Source organism: Butyrivibrio hungatei, assembly GCF_001858005.1.
Classification (GTDB): Bacteria; Bacillota; Clostridia; order Lachnospirales; family Lachnospiraceae; genus Butyrivibrio; species Butyrivibrio hungatei.
Window position 1 is genome coordinate 1,451,686 of the sequence record NZ_CP017831.1, and the last position, 18,733, is coordinate 1,470,418.

The window sequence follows — 18,733 nt, forward strand, 5'->3', positions numbered from 1 at the left end:
TGAGTCGAATAGAGTTAATACTTTATTCGACTCATTTTTAAGAGAAAGATTATGAATTTTCATATTATGACTTTGTTTCCTGAGATGATACAGCAGAGTCTTTCCAACAGTATTACCGGAAGGGCCAGTGATAAGGGTTATATATCCTTTAATGCTGTTAATATCAGGGATTATACTAATGACTATAAACATCATAAGGTTGATGATTATACATACGGTGGCGGAGCTGGTATGCTTATGCAGGCTCAGCCTATTTATGATTGTTATTTGTCTATTAAGAATAAGATTTCAGAAAAGACAGATAAAAAGCCACGTGTGATCTATGTTACTCCTCAGGGCAGCGTATTTAACCAGAAAATGGCGGCAGAACTTGCCAAGGAAGAAGATATTATTTTTCTTTGTGGCCATTATGAAGGCGTTGATGAGAGAGTTCTTGAAGAAATCGTAACAGAGTATGTTTCTATTGGCGATTATGTACTTACTGGTGGTGAGTTACCAGCTATGGTCATGATCGATGCCATTTCCAGACTTGTCCCTGGAGTTCTTAGTAATGATGAATCAGCTATGACGGAGAGTTTTAACAACAATCTCCTAGAATACCCTCAGTATTCTAGACCTGAAGAGTGGATGGGCAAAAAAGTGCCTGCAATACTGCTTTCAGGAGATCACAAAAAAGTTGATGAATGGCGCTTAGAACAGTCTATAATTAGAACTAAGGAACGCAGACCTGATCTCTATGAAAAATGGCTTTTGGAAAATCCACCAAAGCCTGAAAAAAAGAAGAGAAAGAGGTAGTAAATGACAGATAGATTCCAAGTTGGCGTAATAGCCTCTACCCATGGACTTCATGGTGAAGTTAACGTTTTTCCTACTACTGAAGATCCAAACAGATTTAAAAAGTTAAAAAAGGTAACTCTTCATACAAAGCGAGGTGAAGAGATAGAACTTGATGTTCAGAGTGCCAAATTTTTCAAGAAATTTGTTATCGTTAAGTTTAAACAGTTCAACGATATAAATGAAGTTGAGAAGTTAAAGGGCTGTGAACTTACAATCGAGAGAAAGGATGCAATAAAGCTTCAGCCTGGGGAATATTATTGTGCTGATCTTATTGGCCTTACGATCGTAGATGAAGAGGGAACAGTTCTCGGAACATTGGTAGACGTCATTCAGACTGGAGCCAATGATGTCTATGAAATGAAAAGAGAAGATGGCGAAGAGAATGTTTATATTCCAGCCATAAAGGATTGTATCTTGGATATTGATATAGAAAATAAGCAGATCAAGATACATGTGATTCCAGGTCTTTTATAATTGATGATGACTTTTATTATCAATTAATCTATAATATTAGTGGGTTTTTTAAATTTTCTTTTAATTTAAATGGAGTGAATTAAGGTATTTATGGTAGATTATACTGAAGGTGCTGGTTATCAGTACCATACACATGTTGGTAAGGGGGATGTGGGCAGATATGTCATTCTTACAGGTGATCCTGGAAGATGTGAATATATTGCTAGTTTCTTCGATGATCCCAAATTTGTTGCATATAACAGAGAATATAATTGTTACACTGGCACTTTGAATGGTGAGAAGGTCAGTGTTATTTCTCATGGTATCGGTGGAGCTTCTACAGCAATCTGTGTTGAAGAGCTTGCAAAGTGCGGAGCTGATACTTTTATCAGAATGGGCACATCAGGCGGAATGCAGGATGATGTCATTGGTGGAGACGTAGTTATTGCTTCTGGTGCTATCAGAGCAGAGGGAACTTCTAAGGAATATGCTCCTATCGAGTATCCGGCAGTAGCTACATTTGATGTTGTAACAGCGCTTGTACAGGGTGCCAAGAAGACTGGCGCCAAGTATCACGTTGGGGTTGCACAGTGCAAGGATTCATTCTTTGGTCAGCATGAGCCAGAGACTAAGCCTGTGGGACCAGAGCTTTTGTATAAATGGGATGCATGGATAAAGTGCGGTGCACTTTGTTCTGAGATGGAGAGTTCTACACTCTTTGTTGTGGGAGATTATTTGAGAGTCAGAACAGGTTCTATCCTTTTAGTTGTTGCCAATCAGGAAAGAGCCAAGAAAGGACTTTCAAATCCTCAGGTCCATGATATGGATATAGTCTATAAGACCACAATCGAAGCGGTTAAGAATCTTATTGAGTGGGATAAAGCCTAAATGGTTTTATTATAAAAATTTTCATCAATCAAAAAATGGAGGACGATTATGAAAAAGAAATTCCTTGCAGTACTTATGGCTGCAACAATGGTAGCTTCTCTTGTAGCTTGTGGTTCAACAGAAGCACCTGCAACTGAGACACCTGCTACAGAAGAGCCTGCAACAGAAGAGGCAGCTCCAGAAGCAGACAACACAGAGGCAACATCTGACATTAAGATCGCTATGATCACAGACTCTGGTGACATCACAGATATGTCATTCAACCAGACAACTTACGAGGCTTCAGATGCTTTCGCTAAGGCAAATGGTCTTGATTTCCAGTACTACAAGCCAACAGAGGACTCTGATGAGGCTCGTACAGCAGCTTTCAACAATGCTGTTGCTGATGGCTATAACGTAATTGTTGTTCCTGGATATCTTTTCGCTGGAATGATCGCATCAGTAGCTGATTCTAACCCAGAAGTAAGAATCATTGCTCTTGACGTTTCACAGGGTGACTTCGAAGGCGCTGGTGTTACAGAGCTTCCTGCAAACGTTTGCTCATTCACATACCAGGAAGAGCTTGCTGGTTACATGGCTGGTTATGCTGTAGTTAAGGAAGGCTACAAGAAGCTTGGTTTCCTTGGCGGTATGGCAGTTCCTGCTGTTGTTCGTTATGGTTATGGTTTCGTTCAGGGTGCAGACGCTGCAGCTAATGAGCTCGGTATTGCTTCTGACGTAGAAGTTAACTATGTATACGGCGGACAGTTCTTCGGTGACGAAGCTATCACAGCTACAATGGATACATGGTATTCTAACGGAACAGAAATCGTATTTGCTTGCGGTGGCGGTATCTTCACATCAGCTGGTGAGGCTGCTAAGAAGGTAGACGGTAAGCTTGTTGGTGTTGACGTTGATCAGTCTGGCACAATTGATGGACTTTATGGTGAAGGTGTTTGCGTAACATCTGCTATGAAGGGTCTTGCTGCTACAGTTAATGCAACACTTACAGATGTAGTTGCTGGTAACTGGGATGCTCACTCAGGAAAGATCGAGAACCTCGGTATTGTTTCAGGTGATGATCCATCACTTAACTATGTTCAGCTTCCAACAGATACATGGTCAATGAAGAACTTCACAGTTGACGATTACAAGGCTCTTGTTAAGTCAATGGCTGATGGCACTGTAACAGTAGATAGCAATATCGATGCTATGCCTACAACAGCTATCAAGGTTACAACATTTGATAACATTCACTAATTAAATATTTCTAATTTATGTTGTTCTTCAAAAGGGAAGGAAACTTTATTCCTTCCCTTTTTTCAAGAACATAATAATTTCTATTACAGATCAGTAGTGGAAATTATTATGGTTTTGCCATGAAAAAATTTTGTTAGGAAGGTGTTTTTAATTATGGATGATTATGTAATTGAGATGTTGCATATCACTAAAGAGTTTCCTGGCATAATTGCAAATGATGATATCACTTTGCAGTTAAAGAAAGGTGAGATTCATGCACTCCTTGGAGAAAACGGTGCAGGAAAATCGACTCTTATGAGTGTTCTCTTTGGCCTTTACACACCAGAGAAAGGCGTAATCAAGAAAGATGGTAAAGAGGTTACTATCAAAAATCCTAATGATGCTACTGACCTTGGTATTGGTATGGTGCATCAGCATTTTATGTTGGTAGATATTTTCTCAGTTCTTGATAATATTATTCTGGGAGCCGAACCTAGTAAATTTGGCTTTTTGACCAAAAAAGATGCAAGAAAGAAGGTTCTTGCTCTTTCTGAGAAATATAATCTTAAGGTTGATCCTGATGCTCTTATTGAGGACATTACTGTTGGAATGCAGCAGCGTGTTGAAATACTTAAGATGTTATACAGAGATAATGATATCCTTATTTTTGATGAACCAACTGCGGTACTCACACCTCAGGAAATTGATGAGCTTATGAAGATCATGAAGAATCTTGCTGCAGAAGGTAAGTCGATTCTTTTTATTACTCACAAGCTTAATGAGATCATGGAAGTTGCTGACCGTTGTACGATCCTTCGAAGAGGTAAGTATATTGGTACTGTTAATGTTGCAGATACTACCAAGGAAGAGCTGTCATCTATGATGGTTGGCCGTGATGTTAAATTTGCGGTTGACAAGGAAGTAGCTAAACCTGGTAAGGAAATACTCAGAGTAGAGAATGTCTGCGTAAAGAGTAAGATCCATCAGAATGATTCTGTTCATAATGTTTCCTTCAATGTTCGAGAGGGCGAGATTGTTTGTATCGCCGGTATTGACGGAAATGGTCAGACTGAATTTATTGGGGCGCTTACAGGTCTTGATGATATTTCAAGTGGTACTATCAAATTTATGGGTGATGACATCACACATAAATCTATCAGATACAAGAATACACATGGTATGAGCCATGTCCCTGAAGATAGACATAAGCATGGTCTTGTTCTTGACTATACTCTTGAAGAGAATATGATCCTTCAGAGATATTTTGAACCTCAGTTTTCTAACCATGGTTTCATCAAGAAGAATGAGATGAGAGAGTATTCAGATAGGCTATCAGAAGAGTTTGATGTAAGATCTGGTCGTGGGGCTCAGACAATTGTTAGATCTATGTCCGGAGGTAATCAGCAGAAAGCTATTATTGCAAGAGAAATGGATAGAGATCATAAGCTTTTGGTAGCTGTACAGCCAACGCGAGGACTTGATGTTGGTGCTATTGAATATATCCACAAAGAAATAGTCAAGCAGCGTGATGAGGGATGTGCTATCTTACTGGTTTCACTTGAACTTGAAGAGGTTATGAATCTTTCAGACAGAATTCTGGTAATGCATGACGGTGAAATCGTAGGTGAAGTTGACCCTAAGACAACAACACTTCAAGAACTTGGACTTTATATGTCCGGAGCTAAACATGATGAGAGAAAGGAGGTATTTAGGTAATGAAAGAGAAGTCTAGTTTTTTTAAGAAACCTGCAGTTCAGACTATATTAGCATCAATCCTATGTGCCGTCCTTGGTATTATATTAGGTTATATTATTCTTCTTTGCATGAATCCAGCTCATGCAACAGAAGGAATGGTGGCAATTCTTAAGAATTTCTTTAAGTTTAGTGCTAAGCCTCAGCAGCTTATGTATTATCTTGGTTCAACCCTTGTTAAGGCTGTTCCTGTTATTCTTTGCTCTGAAGCTATCCTTTTCGCATATAAGGCAGGCCTTTTCAATATTGGCGCAGCAGGACAGTATACAGTAGGTATTCTTGCCAGCCTTTATACTTCACTAGCTCTTGGCTGGAATTGGTTTTTCTGTTTGCTTGCTGCTGTGATCGCAGGAGCTTTATGGGGAGCTATCTGTGGCTTTTTCAAGGCTTTCTGTAATGTCAATGAAGTTATTGCCGGTATCATGCTTAACTGGATATCACTTTATATCTGCAATATCGTTCTTAGCAATGAGACTTGCATGAATACAACCAAGTCTGAGACATATGATATAGCAGCCAAGAATCCATCAGGAATTCTTCCTGGATTTTTGCAGGAACTGTTTGGTAAGAACCAGTACATGACAATTGCTGTTCCTATTACAGTGATTGTTGCTATCATTATCCTTCTTGTTCTTAATAAGACTACTTTTGGCTATGAGCTCAAAGCTACAGGACATAATAAGGATGCAGCCAAGTATGCGGGCATGAATGCTAAGAGAAATATTGTGCTTACACTTCTTATTTCAGGTGCTATTTCAGGCCTTGCAGCTGCTCTTTATTATCTTACAAGTATTGAGCATTACAAGATTGCTTCATCTGTTCCAGGAATGGGCTTTTCAGGAATTGCTGTTGCTTTCCTTGGAGGTCTTCATCCTATTGGAGCTATCGTTGCAGGTCTTTTCGTTGAGTATATTACACTTGGTGGTCAGTACCTTAATACAAATTATTTCAATCCACAGGTTGCTGATCTGATGATCGCTATCATCATTTATCTCTGCGGATTTGTGCTTTTCTTTAAATCTATAATCAATAGGCCTAAAAAGGTGCAAAAGTCTGGCGCTGAGGCTGATAAGAATGCGTCAATAAAGAAGGAGGTGCAGAGATGATACTACTGATCCAATATACACTCATCTTCTCAGCAGTACTTATCCTTGTTGCTTTGGGCGGCATGTTTTCAGAGCGAAGCGGTATTATCAATCTGGGACTTGAAGGAATAATGGTATTTGGTGCAATGGCTGGTGCTATGGTAATGGTTCTTTTGCCAGAATCAGCTTCTAAATTTACACTTGTGTTTCTTACACTTGTTGCAGCAGCTCTTGCAGGAATGATCTCTTCACTGCTCATTGGTGTTGCATGTATCTATTTCAAGGCGGATCAGACACTTATTGGTACAGCTGTAAACATGCTTGCTACAGCTGCAGCTACAGTTATTGTTAAGGCATTTAACACTAACCGTTCAAAGGGATCGGATTTCTCTGCTAAGCTTGATTATGTCAGAGGACATGATGCTTTTATGTTTAATATCGGACCCTTACAGCTTAGCTGGTTTATAGTAATTGCTGCAGTTCTTCTTGTGGCTGCTATTATCTTTTTCTATAAAACAAAATTTGCACTTAGACTTCGTGCTTGTGGTGAGCATCCTCAGGCTGCAGATTCTGTAGGTATCAATGTTTATGTAATGAGATATTCAGGAGTGCTTTTGTCAGGATTTCTTGCAGGCCTTGGCGGCATTATTTATATTGCGGCTGCCAACTCTACATGGCATTTTGATTATGGTGTTGCAGGCGCAGGCTTTCTTGCTCTTGCTGTTATGATCTTTGGTCAGTGGAAGCCTGAGAGAATTGCATGGTCTGCTGTACTCTTTGCAGTATTTAGATCATTGTCAAATGTATATATGGGAATAGGCTTCCTTCAGGCACTTAAGATTCCAGGAACTATTTACAATATGTTCCCTTATATTGTTTCACTTATCGTACTTGCATTTACATCACAGAAATCAAGAGCTCCTAAGGCTGAGGGTATTCCTTACGATAAGGGATCAAGGTAATTATTATGAATGAGAATGAGATTAAGAGTTTGATCCGCAGAGCGCTTGATATGAGACTTTTCTCATATACACCATATTCCCACTTCAATGTGGGAGCTGCGCTTCTTGCAAAGAATGGTGAAGTATATACAGGCTGCAACATAGAAAATGCCTCTTATACACCTACTAACTGCGCTGAGAGAACTGCATTTTTCAAGGCTGTTAGTGAAGGCGTTAAGGAATTTAAGGCTATTGCTATTGTTGGAGGCGAGGATGGTGCAAAAGAACTTGATTATTGCCCACCTTGCGGAGTATGCAGACAGGTTATGAGTGAATTTTGCAACGATGAGTTTATCGTTATCATTGCAAAGTCAGAAGATGAGTATAAAGTCTATACTTTACCCGAAATACTTCCAGAAAGATTCGGACCTAAAGATCTTTTAGGTTGACTTTTGACATAATATTGTGTTATATTATACTGCGTTGTATAAATCAGACGGTCCTCTGTTGCAATAGGTGCATTAAGAACGTCCATAGAATAGGAGAAAAGAAATGAGTACAATTATCGAAGAGCTCGAGAAAGAGCAGTTAAACGCAAACGCACCTGAGTTCAATACAGGTGACACAGTAAGAGTTCACGCTAAGATCAAGGAAGGAAACCGTGAAAGAGTACAGATCTTCGAAGGAACAGTTAAGAAGATCCAGGGTGGTAGCAACCGTACAACATTCACAGTTAGAAAAGAGTCTTACGGCGTTGGCGTTGAGAAGACTTGGCCACTTCACTCACCTATCGTTGAGAAGGTTGAGGTTGTTAGAAGAGGTAAGGTTAGAAGAGCTAAGCTTAACTACCTTAAGGGTCTCACAGGTAAGAAGGCAAAGGTTAAGGAACTTGTTACCAGATAATTTGTGTTTTAAAAGGGCAGTTACTTTTTAGTAATTGCCTTTTTTCATATAAAAGTATGAGGTGCGGGGTATGTTTAGAAGGAAAAGAAACAGATATTCTTTCTATCAGAAAAAGAAAACATTAACACCTAAGATCATCAGAGAGGTGTTATCATGGCTTTTTGTAACAGTTGTTGCAGTTGCTCTTGCGTTTGTCTTTGTCAGTGTATTTGGCATGCAGGTTAGCAATATAGGAGATTCAATGACTCCTACTTTTTCTAATGGTCAGATTCTCTTAGTAAACAGACTTTCATACAAGATCCTTAGACCATCTAAGGGCGATATTATAGTTTTTTTACCAAATGGAAATACCAATTCTCATTACTATGTTAAGAGAGTTGTTGCTGTCTCTGGTGATGTTGTTCAGATCATTGATGGCAAACTATATATAAACGGAGAAATCGCTGAGGAAGATAGCGAATTATATGATAAAATGGAAGATGCAGGTATAGCTGCTAATGAGATCAAGCTTAAGAGCGGAGAATATTTCGTTCTTGGAGATAACAGAAATAGCAGTGAGGACTCGCGCAGTGCCAACATTGGTGTTGTAACAGGCAAGATGATTGTTGGAAAAGTTTGGTTCAAATTTAAAGCCGCTGATGCAGGCGGTGGATTTGTTCTCAAATGATAAGAAAGGTAGTTAGATGAATTTACAGTGGTATCCTGGTCACATGACTAAGGCAATCAGAATGATGCAGGAGAATATCAAGCTTATTGATATCATTATAGAGATTACTGATGCCAGAATCCCAGCATCAGGTAGAAATCCTGATATTGATGAACTTGGCAAGAATAAGTTCAGACTCATCATTTTGAACAAGGCTGATCTTGCGGATCCAGCTATTACTAAAAGATGGAAAGAATATTATCAGAAACAGGGCTATTTTGTAATGGAGATGAACTCCAAGACTGGTAATGAAGCTGGTAAGGTGAAGGAACTCATTCAAAATGCCTGTGCTGAAAAGATAGAAAAGGATAAAAAAAGAGGTATTGTTGGAAGACCTATCAGAGCTATGGTTGCAGGTATTCCTAACGTTGGTAAGTCAACATTTATCAATAAGCTTGCAGGTAAGGCTTCTGCCAAGACAGGAAATAAGCCTGGTGTTACAAAGGGTAAGCAGTGGATCTCCCTTGGCAAGAACCTTCAGCTTCTTGATACTCCAGGTATTTTATGGCCTAAATTTGAGGATCAGACTGTAGGTCTTCATCTTGCATTTATTGGCTCTATGAATGACGAGAACATCGATACAGATGAACTTGCCTGCGAACTTATCAAGATATTAAAACAGTACTATCCTAATGCTATTTCTGAGAAGTATAATATTACTGATGAACAAATAGATGAGCTTATGGAGGATCAGTATCAGACTCCAGCAAGTGCTGTTTTATCAGCTATAGCTATTAATAGAAAATGTTTTAAACAGGGGGCTACTCCTGATATTTCAAGGGCATCTGCGCTTCTACTTGATGATTTTAGAAATGGAAGGCTTGGCAGACTTTCTCTTGAAAGACCAGACTAATTAGTGTATCAGACACGGAAACGGCGGAATGTATGAAAAGGGTCTTAAAGGAAATTCTTAGTACAGTAGCGTATATTGCGGTTATCTTTTGCCTTACATATCTTTTTATTACATTTGTAATGCAGAGAACTGAGGTTAGTGGAACTTCAATGGAACCAACTCTTCAAAATGGTGACTCATTGTTGATTGAGAAGGTATCCTATAGATTCAGTGGACCTAAGCGTTTTGAGATAATCGTATTTCCATACAAATATGGAAATCAGCAGTTCTTTATCAAAAGAGTCATTGGCCTTCCCGGGGAGACGGTAAGGATCGATTACGCTGGAAATATCTATATTAACGGCGAGATTCTTGAAGAAAACTATGGAGCTGAAATAATGAGAGATCCTGGTAGAGCCGAGACGGAAGTTGTACTTGGTGATGATGAGTACTTTGTTCTTGGAGATAACAGGAATAACAGTATGGACAGCAGAGATATTTCTGTTGGAAGTATCAAGAAAAAAGATATTATGGGACGAGCCTTTCTTAGAATCTTTCCTTTCGATAAGATGGGAGGAATTGATTGATGAAGGCTATGTCTGAGATAAAGTCTTTACTTTCAGGGCTTGGGACTATTGATGAGTATTCCATGTTTATTGATGAGTTTTCTTCTGACGAGAGAGCTGGAGTTCAGAAGATGGTGGCTACTGCCCACAAGAAGGTAGAAGCCATCCAAAAAGAGCTTTTGCGTCTCGATGAGATGAAGAAATATGAAAAGGAATATGCTTCTTTAGGTTATCTTTGTGGTATCGATGAAGTTGGTAGAGGACCTCTTGCAGGTCCTGTGTATGCCGCGGCAGTTATTTTGCCAAGCGATTCCAATATTCTTTATATTAACGATTCCAAGAAATTATCCGAAAAAAAGAGAGAAGAGCTTTATGATATCATCATGGATGAAGCAATAGCTGTAGGTATTGCTTGTAATTCTCCTGAGAGGATCGATGAGATCAATATTTTGCAGGCTACCTACGAGGCTATGACTATGGCTGTTAATAACCTTAAGGTTAAGCCTAATGCTCTTTTGATAGATGCTGTTCACATTCCTCAGCTTGAAGATTACAAACAGATATCTATCATAAAAGGTGATGCCAAGAGTATGTCAATTGCTGCGGCAAGTATCATTGCCAAGGTTACAAGGGACAGACTTATGAAGGAGTATGCCAAGAAGTATCCTGAATACGGTTTTGATTCAAATAAAGGATATGGCAGTGCAGATCATATCGCAGCTCTAAAAAAATACGGACCTTGTGAACTACATCGAAGATCATTTATAGGTAACTTTGTATGAGTAATATACAGAGCGTATCACAATCAAATAATACTATCCTTGTGAATGGTAGTCAGCTTAATCAGGTAGGAGCAGATAAGCAGCCTCTTGAGCTTAAGAATGGTTCTACCATTCAGGGGAAGGTATTGTCTATAGAAGATGCAGAAGGCGAGAAGATAGTTAATATCAGCGTTGGCGATAATGTATTGTCAGCAAGGCTTTCTGAGGGCATGGGGCTTAGAGAAGGCCAGATGCTTAATTTTGTTGTAAAATCTCTTTCATCTAACAATGTTTCTATTACTCCTTTGTATGAGAATACATCTATTGATCAGAGTACAGAAAAAGCTTTAAATGCTGCTGGGCTCGAGGTCAATCGCGACAATGTCCAGATGGTGAAGACTATGATGGAGCATTCGCTTCCAATCGATAAGAATTCACTTCAGGATATGAGTAAAGCCCTTTCAGCTTTTCCCAATACTTCAATTGATACTTTGGTAGAGATGAAAGCCCTTAATATTCCAATAACTGATAACAATATAAAAGGTTATGAGAGCTATAGAAACTATGAGCATCAGGTTATAAATGAGATGCAGAATATCATAGATGAGCTTCCAAATGCCTACGAAACTCTTACAAATAGCGGAAATTCTGACACAGCTATGAAACTTTATGGCGAGGTACTTAAGCTGTTTGGAAATGAAGAGGCAGCTGTTTCTGAAGGAACTGTTAATGCTGAAACGGTAATTTCTCAAAACGAACAGACTGTTACTGATGTAGCAAAAGAGCTTCCCAAGGCCGAAGTACTTCTAAATGAAGCTGTTGAAGAAACTGTTTTGGACAAAGCAGATAACAAAGCCCAGAACACAGCTCATTTTTCTGACACCTTAAAAGAGCTTGGAATAAAGGAAGAGACTATAAACAGGTTTTTAAGTGATGTTAAGGGAAGTAGCGGTTCTTTGTCTGAAAAAGAGCTACTTGGAGAGCTTGCAAAAGCTTTTAACGAAGCAGATCTAACCAATAATGCAGAAGCTGCTGCCTGGAAAAAGCTCTTTTCATCAAATGAATACAATAAGCTTCTTAAGAATAATATTGCTGATCAATGGATGCTAAAACCTGATGAAGTAGAAAACAAGGAAAATATCCAAAACCTTTATCAAAGGCTTGGTAAACAGATAAATAATCTTACTGAGACCATCAATAATACTATGGGAGCTGAATCAAAGCTTGGTCAGGCTGCCAATAACCTGCAGAACAATCTGGATTTCATGAATCAGCTAAATCAGATGTTTCAATATGTTCAGCTTCCGCTTCAGATGACAGGGCAAAATGCTCATGGAGATCTGTATGTATATAGAAATAAAAATAAGCGTATGAGTGAGGACGGCTCCGTCAGTGCTATGCTTCACCTTGATATGGAGAATCTTGGACCTGTAGATGTTTATGTGAAGATGCTGGAAAAGAAGGTTTCTACCCATTTTTATGTAGCAGATGACTCAGTACTTGACCTTATAAATGACAACATCCATATACTTAATGAACGACTCGAAAAGCGCGGCTATTCTATGCAGGTCACAATGAAGCTTCATACTGATGAAGATGGAAAGGATATGGCAGTAGATGAGATGCTGGATGTAAGTAAGATGCCAATCATATCAACAGCTTCTTTTGACGCAAGAGCATAACTTGAGGACTAGAAATGGAAAATAAGAAAAATAAGACTGCGGTAGCACTTGGATATGATCCAAATGAAGATGGCGCTCCTAAGGTAATAGCTTCTGGTAAGGGCGCCCTTGCTGAAAAGATCATTGAAAAGGCTAAAGAAAATAAGATACCTGTCCATGAGGATGACAAACTGGCAGATACTTTGTCGAGACTTGAGATTGGCGAAATGATCCCGCCTGAACTCTACGAAGTAGTTGCAGAGATCCTTGTGTTTGTTGATGCCATGGACAAGATCAAAGCAAAGGATAAGACCAGGTGAGTAGTAAAGAAATAGGAAAATGGTATGAAATTGTTGCCCGGGAATATATTAAAAGCAACGGCGGACGGATATTAGATGCAAACTTTCGGGCAAAATGTGGTGAAATAGATATTATAGCTGGTGATGGAGAATATCTATGTTTCATAGAAGTTAAGTATCGTAAAGATGCAAAATATGGCGGCCCGGAAGCCGCCGTTAGTTTGTCAAAACAAAAGAAAATCTGTAAAACTTCTTTGTTTTATCTTTTTTGTCATTCTCTTTCTGAAGACATTCCCATTAGATATGATGTGATAAGTATTTCAGGCGAACAGGACAGCGTTTCCATTCATTGGGACAAAGACTCATTTGACTTCATATAGCCAGATGCTATAGTGTGTAAATATAAGAATGAATTGTAGAGGCAGATTATGAACATGGATTTACATATAAAAAGAACTGGCGAAAACAAGACGATGGAGCTTAGAGAAGCCGATGGCCTTAAATATCTTGTTTTTCCAAAAATTGAAGAACTTGGTATCGTGGACCATATGTTTAGCACAAGGCTTGGTGGCGTATCAACAGGATATTTTTCAGAGTGCAACTTGAGTTATACAAGAGGCGATGATAAAGACCATGTAGATGAAAACTACAGAAGAGTTGCAAATGCTCTTGGACATGGCAGGACTTTAGATGATTTTGTTCTGACATTTCAGACCCATACTACAAATATCAAGGTTGTAACGGAAGAAGACAGAGGAAAAGGGCCTGCCAAAGCTCGTGATTATACTGATATTGATGGGCTTATTACAAACGTCCCAGGCATCATTCTTGGAACCTTCCATGCAGACTGTCCACCTATATATATTGTTGATCCTGTTCATAAGGCCATCGGAATGGTACATTCTGGCTGGAAGGGCACCAAAGGTAAGATTGGAGCCATTGCTATTAAAAAGATGCACAAAGAGTATGGAACAGATGCAAAAGACTGTATCTGTGCCATCGGTCCTTCAATCTGTGGTGACTGTTATGAGATTGGCGATGACGTAGCAAAAGAGTTTTCTGAAAGCTTTACAGATGCTGAACTTTCAGATGAACGTATTTTGGTTCCTTATCCTAATGGAAAATACAGACTCTTTTTATGGAATGCAATAAAGCTGACATTAAGACAGACTGGTGTTAAAGAGGAAAATATATTGGTTACGGATATCTGCACAAAGTGCAATCCTGACCTATTATTTTCACACAGGGTTCATCATGAAGAGCGCGGTAATCTCTGCGCATTTTTGTCACTGAAAAAATAAATTGTAATTCTTAAGAAATCTTAAGAAATTTCGTAGGTAAATCTTAAGATTTTGATGGTTTAATTGATTATAGGAATATGTGAGGTTTATATGGAAAATATTTTAGTATGCGATGATGATAAAGAAATAGTTGATGCTATTGAAATCTATCTTCAGCAGGAAGGCTACAGAGTCTATAAGGCTTATGATGGGGAACAGGGACTTGAGATCTTGAAAAACGCCAGTATTCAGCTTGCTATCGTAGACGTGATGATGCCTGTGCTTGATGGTATCCATCTTGTGATGGAGCTTAGAAAATTCAGCACAGTTCCAGTTATCTTTTTATCTGCAAAGTCAGAAGACTCTGACAAGATTCTTGGCCTTAATATTGGCGCTGATGACTACATAACAAAGCCTTTTAACCCACTGGAGCTTGTTGCAAGGGTTAAGTCTAATCTGCGCAGGTACATGAAGCTTGGAAGCAGAGAGAGTCAGGAAAATGTTTATTCTACTGGCGGACTTGTTGTTGATGAGAACTCAAAAGAGGTTACAGTTTATGGCGAGAGTATCAGACTTACTCCTATAGAGTACAGTATTTTAGCTTTCCTTGTGAAAAATAAGGGAAAGGTATTCTCCATCAACCAGATTTATGAGCAAATCTGGAGAGATTCTGCAGTTTGTGCTGACAATACTATTGCAGTCCATATAAGACATATCAGAGAAAAAATAGAAATAAATCCTAAAGATCCAAAGTACCTTAAGGTGGTTTGGGGAGTTGGGTACAAGATTGAGGACGAAGTTATATGACGAAGTATTTAAAACACCCTAAATTATTAAGCTTTTTACAGCATCTCATGGCTGCTTTTATTGCATTTACTTATTTTTATGTATTTGCTGGATCAAGCATTATTATTTCAGGTGTTAGAGGAGATTATTCTTATAATCTTTATGAGTCGGACAGAACTAAGGGCTATGAAGAATCATATCTTTTTAACAATATTCTTGGAAACAATATCTCAGATGTATTAAAGCTTGTGGCAGAGCGAAGCCAGCTTGAAACATCAGGAGAATATGATGGCAAAAAGAAGATTGATGTTACTGCCTACGTAAATAGAGGAACGACGCTTCCTGGAGATTATATTACAGCTACCTATTATCTTTCTGATCTTCTTAAATGGGGACAGAGCGGTTTTGAGTATGAGACACGTGATTTTACTGGTGAAGAAAGTGCTAAATTCCTTAGTAAGTCAACTACTTATACACATCTAAAGAACAATATTGTATCTGGTGGCATGAATTCTTATCTTAGTTCCCAGCTTGAAGATAATAGCATGACCTTTACTATTACAAGCAGTACACAGCCTGAAGGAGGCAAACACAACATCCTTGTATCAAGATACGAGACAGTTGATGGCAAGAATGTTGAGGACCTTGTATCTAACTGGGAGGAGTACAATCTCCTTTGTTCTTATGTAGAAGAGGCGGCTCTTACACTTACTAATAATTTCGAGGATTACGGCAAGCTGATTTCTTATTATAGCTATCAGAACAGTAATGTTAGATATTTTATATCAAGAACCATAAACGGTAAGACTGAGACCTATACCAATGTTGAAGAGCTCTCTAAAGAGACTACTGGAATCGACATCAAGAGTATGTTCGAAGGCTATGGCAAATACATTTATTATTGCCCTTATGAACTTCAGTATGAGACCAATACTCTTATAAAAGAGAGTGTAGTTCGTTCTCTTGTAAAGAGTTACAAATTTGCTTTCCCTGATCAGATCAAGGTGTATATTGCTGTTGATACCAATGATTATCCATGCATTGATGGCTTTACTCAAGGAAAGATAAGCTTTTCAAAATATATGCCTTACAGAACGCAGCTTTATATCCTTAGCTTTGTTGCTGCAGTAGTATATCTCTTTATTCTGGTGATCAGACTAAAAGCTAGTAATAATGGTGCTGATGAAGAGCGCAAAAAAACTATATACACAGGTGCGATCATTGGGATTGGTTTAGGCATAATTCTGATTCCTTTTGCGGCGTTTGTTATTACGAGCCTTATTATGGATATCAGCTATGGTAAGCTTCTTCAGATAGCACATTTTCCGGTTTATGCTGCCATGGGAGCATTTGTCTTTGATATCGGTCTGTTGTACCTTGTTTATGGACTTTTTAAGAAGTACAAGGAAAAGACCCTGTGGAAGGATTCTTTTACGAGACAGGTGATCATAAAGGCCAAAAAGCTTATCCTTTCAACAACTGATAATGCTAACGTTATCATCAGAACCTGGATCCCTTATGTTGGCTTTGTGGTTCTTAACACACTTCTTTTTAATATTGGACTCGCCGGAATTGTGCTGGCAGTTATTTTTGATGTATTGGTTGGAGTGTATCTTTACAGGCAAAACCTTGATAGAGACAAGATCATACATGTAATAGAGAATATTCAAAATGGCGACGTTAAAGCAAAGGTTAAGATTGATAATCTCCACGCAGATAATATAAGTCTTGCTGAAGCTGTTAATACAATTGGTGAAGGCATAGACAGAGCTGTAGATACCAGTATGAAGGATGAAAAGCTAAAGGCTGACCTTATTACTAATGTATCCCACGATATTAAGACTCCTCTTACATCTATCATCAACTATGTTGATCTTATTAAGAGAGAAGATATCGATAATGCAAGAGTAAAAGAGTATGTGGCAGTGCTTGAGGCTAAATCTCAAAAACTCAAGCAGTTAACAGAAGACCTTGTTGAAGCTTCAAAGATAAGCTCAGGTAATATCAGTATTCAGCTTGATAAAATCGATTTTGTAGAGCTTGTTAATCAGACTATTGGTGAATTCTTTGAAAAACTTGAAGCCAGCAAACTTACTCCTGTATTTAAAGCAGAAAAGCCATCAATTATTATCATGGCAGATGCAAGACATCTCTGGAGAGTTGTTGAGAACCTCATCAATAATGTATGCAAATATGCACTTCCTGGCACAAGAGTCTACATGGATATGCGTATCAAAGAAGAAAATAACAAGAAATACGTGGTATTTACAATCAAGAATATTTCAGCTAATGAGCTCAATGTAGATGAAGGAGAGCTTACAGAGAGATTTATTAGAGGAGATGAGTCCAGAACTACAGAAGGAAGCGGACTTGGTCTTTCTATTGCCAAGAATCTTACAATATCTCAGGGCGGTAAGTTTGATATCAAGCTTGATGGAGATCTTTTCAAGGCAATGCTTACTTTTGAAGTGATCGAATAAAGCTTTATTGCATAATACAATATCAAAAAACGAGGCTATAAAAGCCTCGTTTTATTTTGTAAAAGATTATTCAAATAACTCTTCAGGAGTCTTGCATCCTGAGTTGTACTTACCAACGATCTCGTGAATCTTGTCTGTTGGCATGTTAACTGTTGACATTGAAGCATCGTGATTAAGGAAATCAATGATAGTTGCAAGAAATTTACCCATATCAGCGATGAATACATATTCTCTTGAAGTGATCTCTTCATTCATGTATGTAAGGTTAGTAGTGATGACTGCGTCGAAGTAGCCATTCTTGTAACCTTCATCAAATTTATGCATACCATCTGTGAAAAGACCAAAGGTTGTGCAGATAAATACTCGCTTAGCACCCATGTTCTTGAGCTGCTTGGCTGTATCTATCATACTTGATCCTGATGAGATCATGTCATCGATTACGATAACGTCACGACCTGAAATATCAGAACCAAGGAATTCGTGAGCAACAATAGGGTTTGTTCCGTTAACTACGTGAGCATAGTCACGTCTTTTGTAGAACATACCTGTGTCAGCACCGATTACGTTTGCAAAGTAAACGGCTCTATCCAGAGCGCCTTCATCAGGGCTGATAACAGTAAGATGGTCCTTGTCTACAACAAGGTCATCAATATGAGATAAAAGAGCCTTCATAAACTGATATGAAGCAAGGAAGTTATCAAATCCACCAAGTGGCTTAGCGTTTGAGATTCTAGGATCATGAGCATCAAATGTAATGAAGTTTGAAATACCCATGTCATGAAGCTCTTTAAACATCTGAGCTGCATCAAGAGACTCCATTCCGTTTCTCTTGTGCTGACGGCCTTCATAAAGGAAAGGCATGATAACATTTATTCTTTTTGCTTTACCTGTGATTGCACCAATGACTCTCTTAAGATCCTGGTAATGATCGTCAGGAGACTTGTGATTGATATAGTTGTACATTTTGTATGTAATGCTATAGTTACATACATCTGTGAGAATATAGACGTCACTTCCGCGAACACTTTCATTGATTGTACATTTAGCTTCGCCACTTCCAAATCTGTCCAGGCTGTAAGCTGTCTGATAAGTGCTTTTTACATATCCGTGAAAAGCGGGATCATTTTCCGGCATTTTATACAAGTCGTGTCTGAACTCTGAAATATAGCGGTCTACACTGTCTCCAAGTTCCTTGGCAGACTCCATAACAATAAGACTAAGTGGGGCAACTGGAATAGTACCTTCCAGCTTGTGAAAATCTGGCATAATAATCCCTTCCTTTTTT

The 18,733-nt window shown here is 38.6% G+C and carries 20 protein-coding genes; 19 read left to right on the forward strand and 1 reads right to left on the reverse strand.

What is annotated here, in order from left to right; all coding sequences use genetic code 11:
* Positions 1 to 51 precede the first annotated feature (51 nt).
* The 19 genes from trmD to bhn_RS06960 all read left to right on the forward strand — a co-directional run bounded on the left by trmD (position 52) and on the right by bhn_RS06960 (position 17,448).
* Positions 52 to 795 carry a tRNA (guanosine(37)-N1)-methyltransferase TrmD gene (gene trmD / locus bhn_RS06870; RefSeq protein WP_071175996.1) on the forward strand — a complete coding sequence of 248 codons (744 nt, stop codon included), beginning with the start codon at positions 52 to 54 and terminating at the stop codon, positions 793 to 795.
* A gap of 3 nt (positions 796 to 798) precedes the next feature.
* Positions 799 to 1,311 carry a ribosome maturation factor RimM gene (gene rimM, locus bhn_RS06875; protein WP_071175997.1) on the forward strand — a complete coding sequence of 171 codons (513 nt, stop codon included), beginning with the start codon at positions 799 to 801 and terminating at the stop codon, positions 1,309 to 1,311.
* Between the two features lie 90 nt (positions 1,312 to 1,401).
* Complete coding sequence (gene udp, locus bhn_RS06880) at positions 1,402 to 2,178, forward strand: uridine phosphorylase (protein ID WP_071175998.1); 777 nt, start codon at positions 1,402 to 1,404, stop codon at positions 2,176 to 2,178.
* A gap of 48 nt (positions 2,179 to 2,226) precedes the next feature.
* On the forward strand, positions 2,227 to 3,417 hold the full coding sequence (locus bhn_RS06885; protein ID WP_071175999.1) for a BMP family lipoprotein: 1,191 nt from the start codon (positions 2,227 to 2,229) through the stop codon (positions 3,415 to 3,417).
* 153 nt (positions 3,418 to 3,570) lie between these two features.
* Positions 3,571 to 5,112: an ABC transporter ATP-binding protein gene (locus bhn_RS06890; protein WP_071176000.1), complete on the forward strand. Its 1,542-nt coding sequence runs from the start codon at positions 3,571 to 3,573 to the stop codon at positions 5,110 to 5,112.
* Positions 5,112 to 6,254 (forward strand): ABC transporter permease, encoded by a 1,143-nt coding sequence (locus tag bhn_RS06895; protein ID WP_071176001.1) that lies wholly within the window; start codon positions 5,112 to 5,114, stop codon positions 6,252 to 6,254. Before bhn_RS06890 ends, bhn_RS06895 begins: the two co-directional genes overlap by 1 nt.
* On the forward strand, positions 6,251 to 7,195 hold the full coding sequence (locus bhn_RS06900) for an ABC transporter permease (RefSeq protein WP_071176002.1): 945 nt from the start codon (positions 6,251 to 6,253) through the stop codon (positions 7,193 to 7,195). Before bhn_RS06895 ends, bhn_RS06900 begins: the two co-directional genes overlap by 4 nt.
* Positions 7,196 to 7,200: 5 nt before the next feature.
* Complete coding sequence (locus bhn_RS06905; RefSeq protein WP_071176003.1) at positions 7,201 to 7,623, forward strand: cytidine deaminase; 423 nt, start codon at positions 7,201 to 7,203, stop codon at positions 7,621 to 7,623.
* Between the two features lie 103 nt (positions 7,624 to 7,726).
* Positions 7,727 to 8,077 (forward strand): 50S ribosomal protein L19, encoded by a 351-nt coding sequence (gene rplS / locus bhn_RS06910; protein WP_071176004.1) that lies wholly within the window; start codon positions 7,727 to 7,729, stop codon positions 8,075 to 8,077.
* 70 nt (positions 8,078 to 8,147) lie between these two features.
* Positions 8,148 to 8,744, forward strand: a complete 597-nt coding sequence (lepB, locus tag bhn_RS06915) for a signal peptidase I (RefSeq protein WP_071176005.1) — start codon at positions 8,148 to 8,150, stop codon at positions 8,742 to 8,744.
* A 16-nt stretch (positions 8,745 to 8,760) separates the two neighbouring features.
* Positions 8,761 to 9,636: a ribosome biogenesis GTPase YlqF gene (gene ylqF / locus bhn_RS06920; protein WP_071176006.1), complete on the forward strand. Its 876-nt coding sequence runs from the start codon at positions 8,761 to 8,763 to the stop codon at positions 9,634 to 9,636.
* A gap of 32 nt (positions 9,637 to 9,668) precedes the next feature.
* Positions 9,669 to 10,202: a signal peptidase I gene (lepB, locus tag bhn_RS06925; RefSeq protein WP_071176007.1), complete on the forward strand. Its 534-nt coding sequence runs from the start codon at positions 9,669 to 9,671 to the stop codon at positions 10,200 to 10,202.
* Positions 10,202 to 10,963 carry a ribonuclease HII gene (locus bhn_RS06930; protein WP_071176008.1) on the forward strand — a complete coding sequence of 254 codons (762 nt, stop codon included), beginning with the start codon at positions 10,202 to 10,204 and terminating at the stop codon, positions 10,961 to 10,963. The genes lepB (bhn_RS06925) and bhn_RS06930 overlap by 1 nt, the downstream gene beginning before the upstream one ends.
* A complete protein-coding gene (gene fliK / locus bhn_RS06935; RefSeq protein ID WP_071176009.1) occupies positions 10,960 to 12,624 on the forward strand; it encodes a flagellar hook-length control protein FliK in 1,665 nt (554 codons plus the stop codon). Before bhn_RS06930 ends, fliK begins: the two co-directional genes overlap by 4 nt.
* A 14-nt stretch (positions 12,625 to 12,638) precedes the next feature.
* Positions 12,639 to 12,923, forward strand: coding sequence for an EscU/YscU/HrcU family type III secretion system export apparatus switch protein (locus bhn_RS06940; RefSeq protein ID WP_071176010.1), 285 nt, complete (start codon positions 12,639 to 12,641; stop codon positions 12,921 to 12,923).
* On the forward strand, positions 12,920 to 13,282 hold the full coding sequence (locus tag bhn_RS06945) for a YraN family protein (RefSeq protein WP_071176011.1): 363 nt from the start codon (positions 12,920 to 12,922) through the stop codon (positions 13,280 to 13,282). The genes bhn_RS06940 and bhn_RS06945 overlap by 4 nt, the downstream gene beginning before the upstream one ends.
* Positions 13,283 to 13,336: 54 nt before the next feature.
* Complete coding sequence (pgeF, locus tag bhn_RS06950; protein ID WP_071177459.1) at positions 13,337 to 14,203, forward strand: peptidoglycan editing factor PgeF; 867 nt, start codon at positions 13,337 to 13,339, stop codon at positions 14,201 to 14,203.
* 90 nt (positions 14,204 to 14,293) lie between these two features.
* Positions 14,294 to 14,989, forward strand: a complete 696-nt coding sequence (locus bhn_RS06955) for a response regulator transcription factor (RefSeq protein WP_071176012.1) — start codon at positions 14,294 to 14,296, stop codon at positions 14,987 to 14,989.
* Positions 14,986 to 17,448, forward strand: a complete 2,463-nt coding sequence (locus bhn_RS06960) for a HAMP domain-containing sensor histidine kinase (protein WP_071176013.1) — start codon at positions 14,986 to 14,988, stop codon at positions 17,446 to 17,448. Before bhn_RS06955 ends, bhn_RS06960 begins: the two co-directional genes overlap by 4 nt.
* Positions 17,449 to 17,514: 66 nt before the next feature.
* On the opposite strand, the gene bhn_RS06965 is transcribed toward bhn_RS06960, so the two are convergent.
* Positions 17,515 to 18,714 (reverse strand): ribose-phosphate pyrophosphokinase, encoded by a 1,200-nt coding sequence (locus tag bhn_RS06965; protein WP_071176014.1) that lies wholly within the window; start codon positions 18,712 to 18,714, stop codon positions 17,515 to 17,517.
* Positions 18,715 to 18,733: the final 19 nt, after the last annotated feature.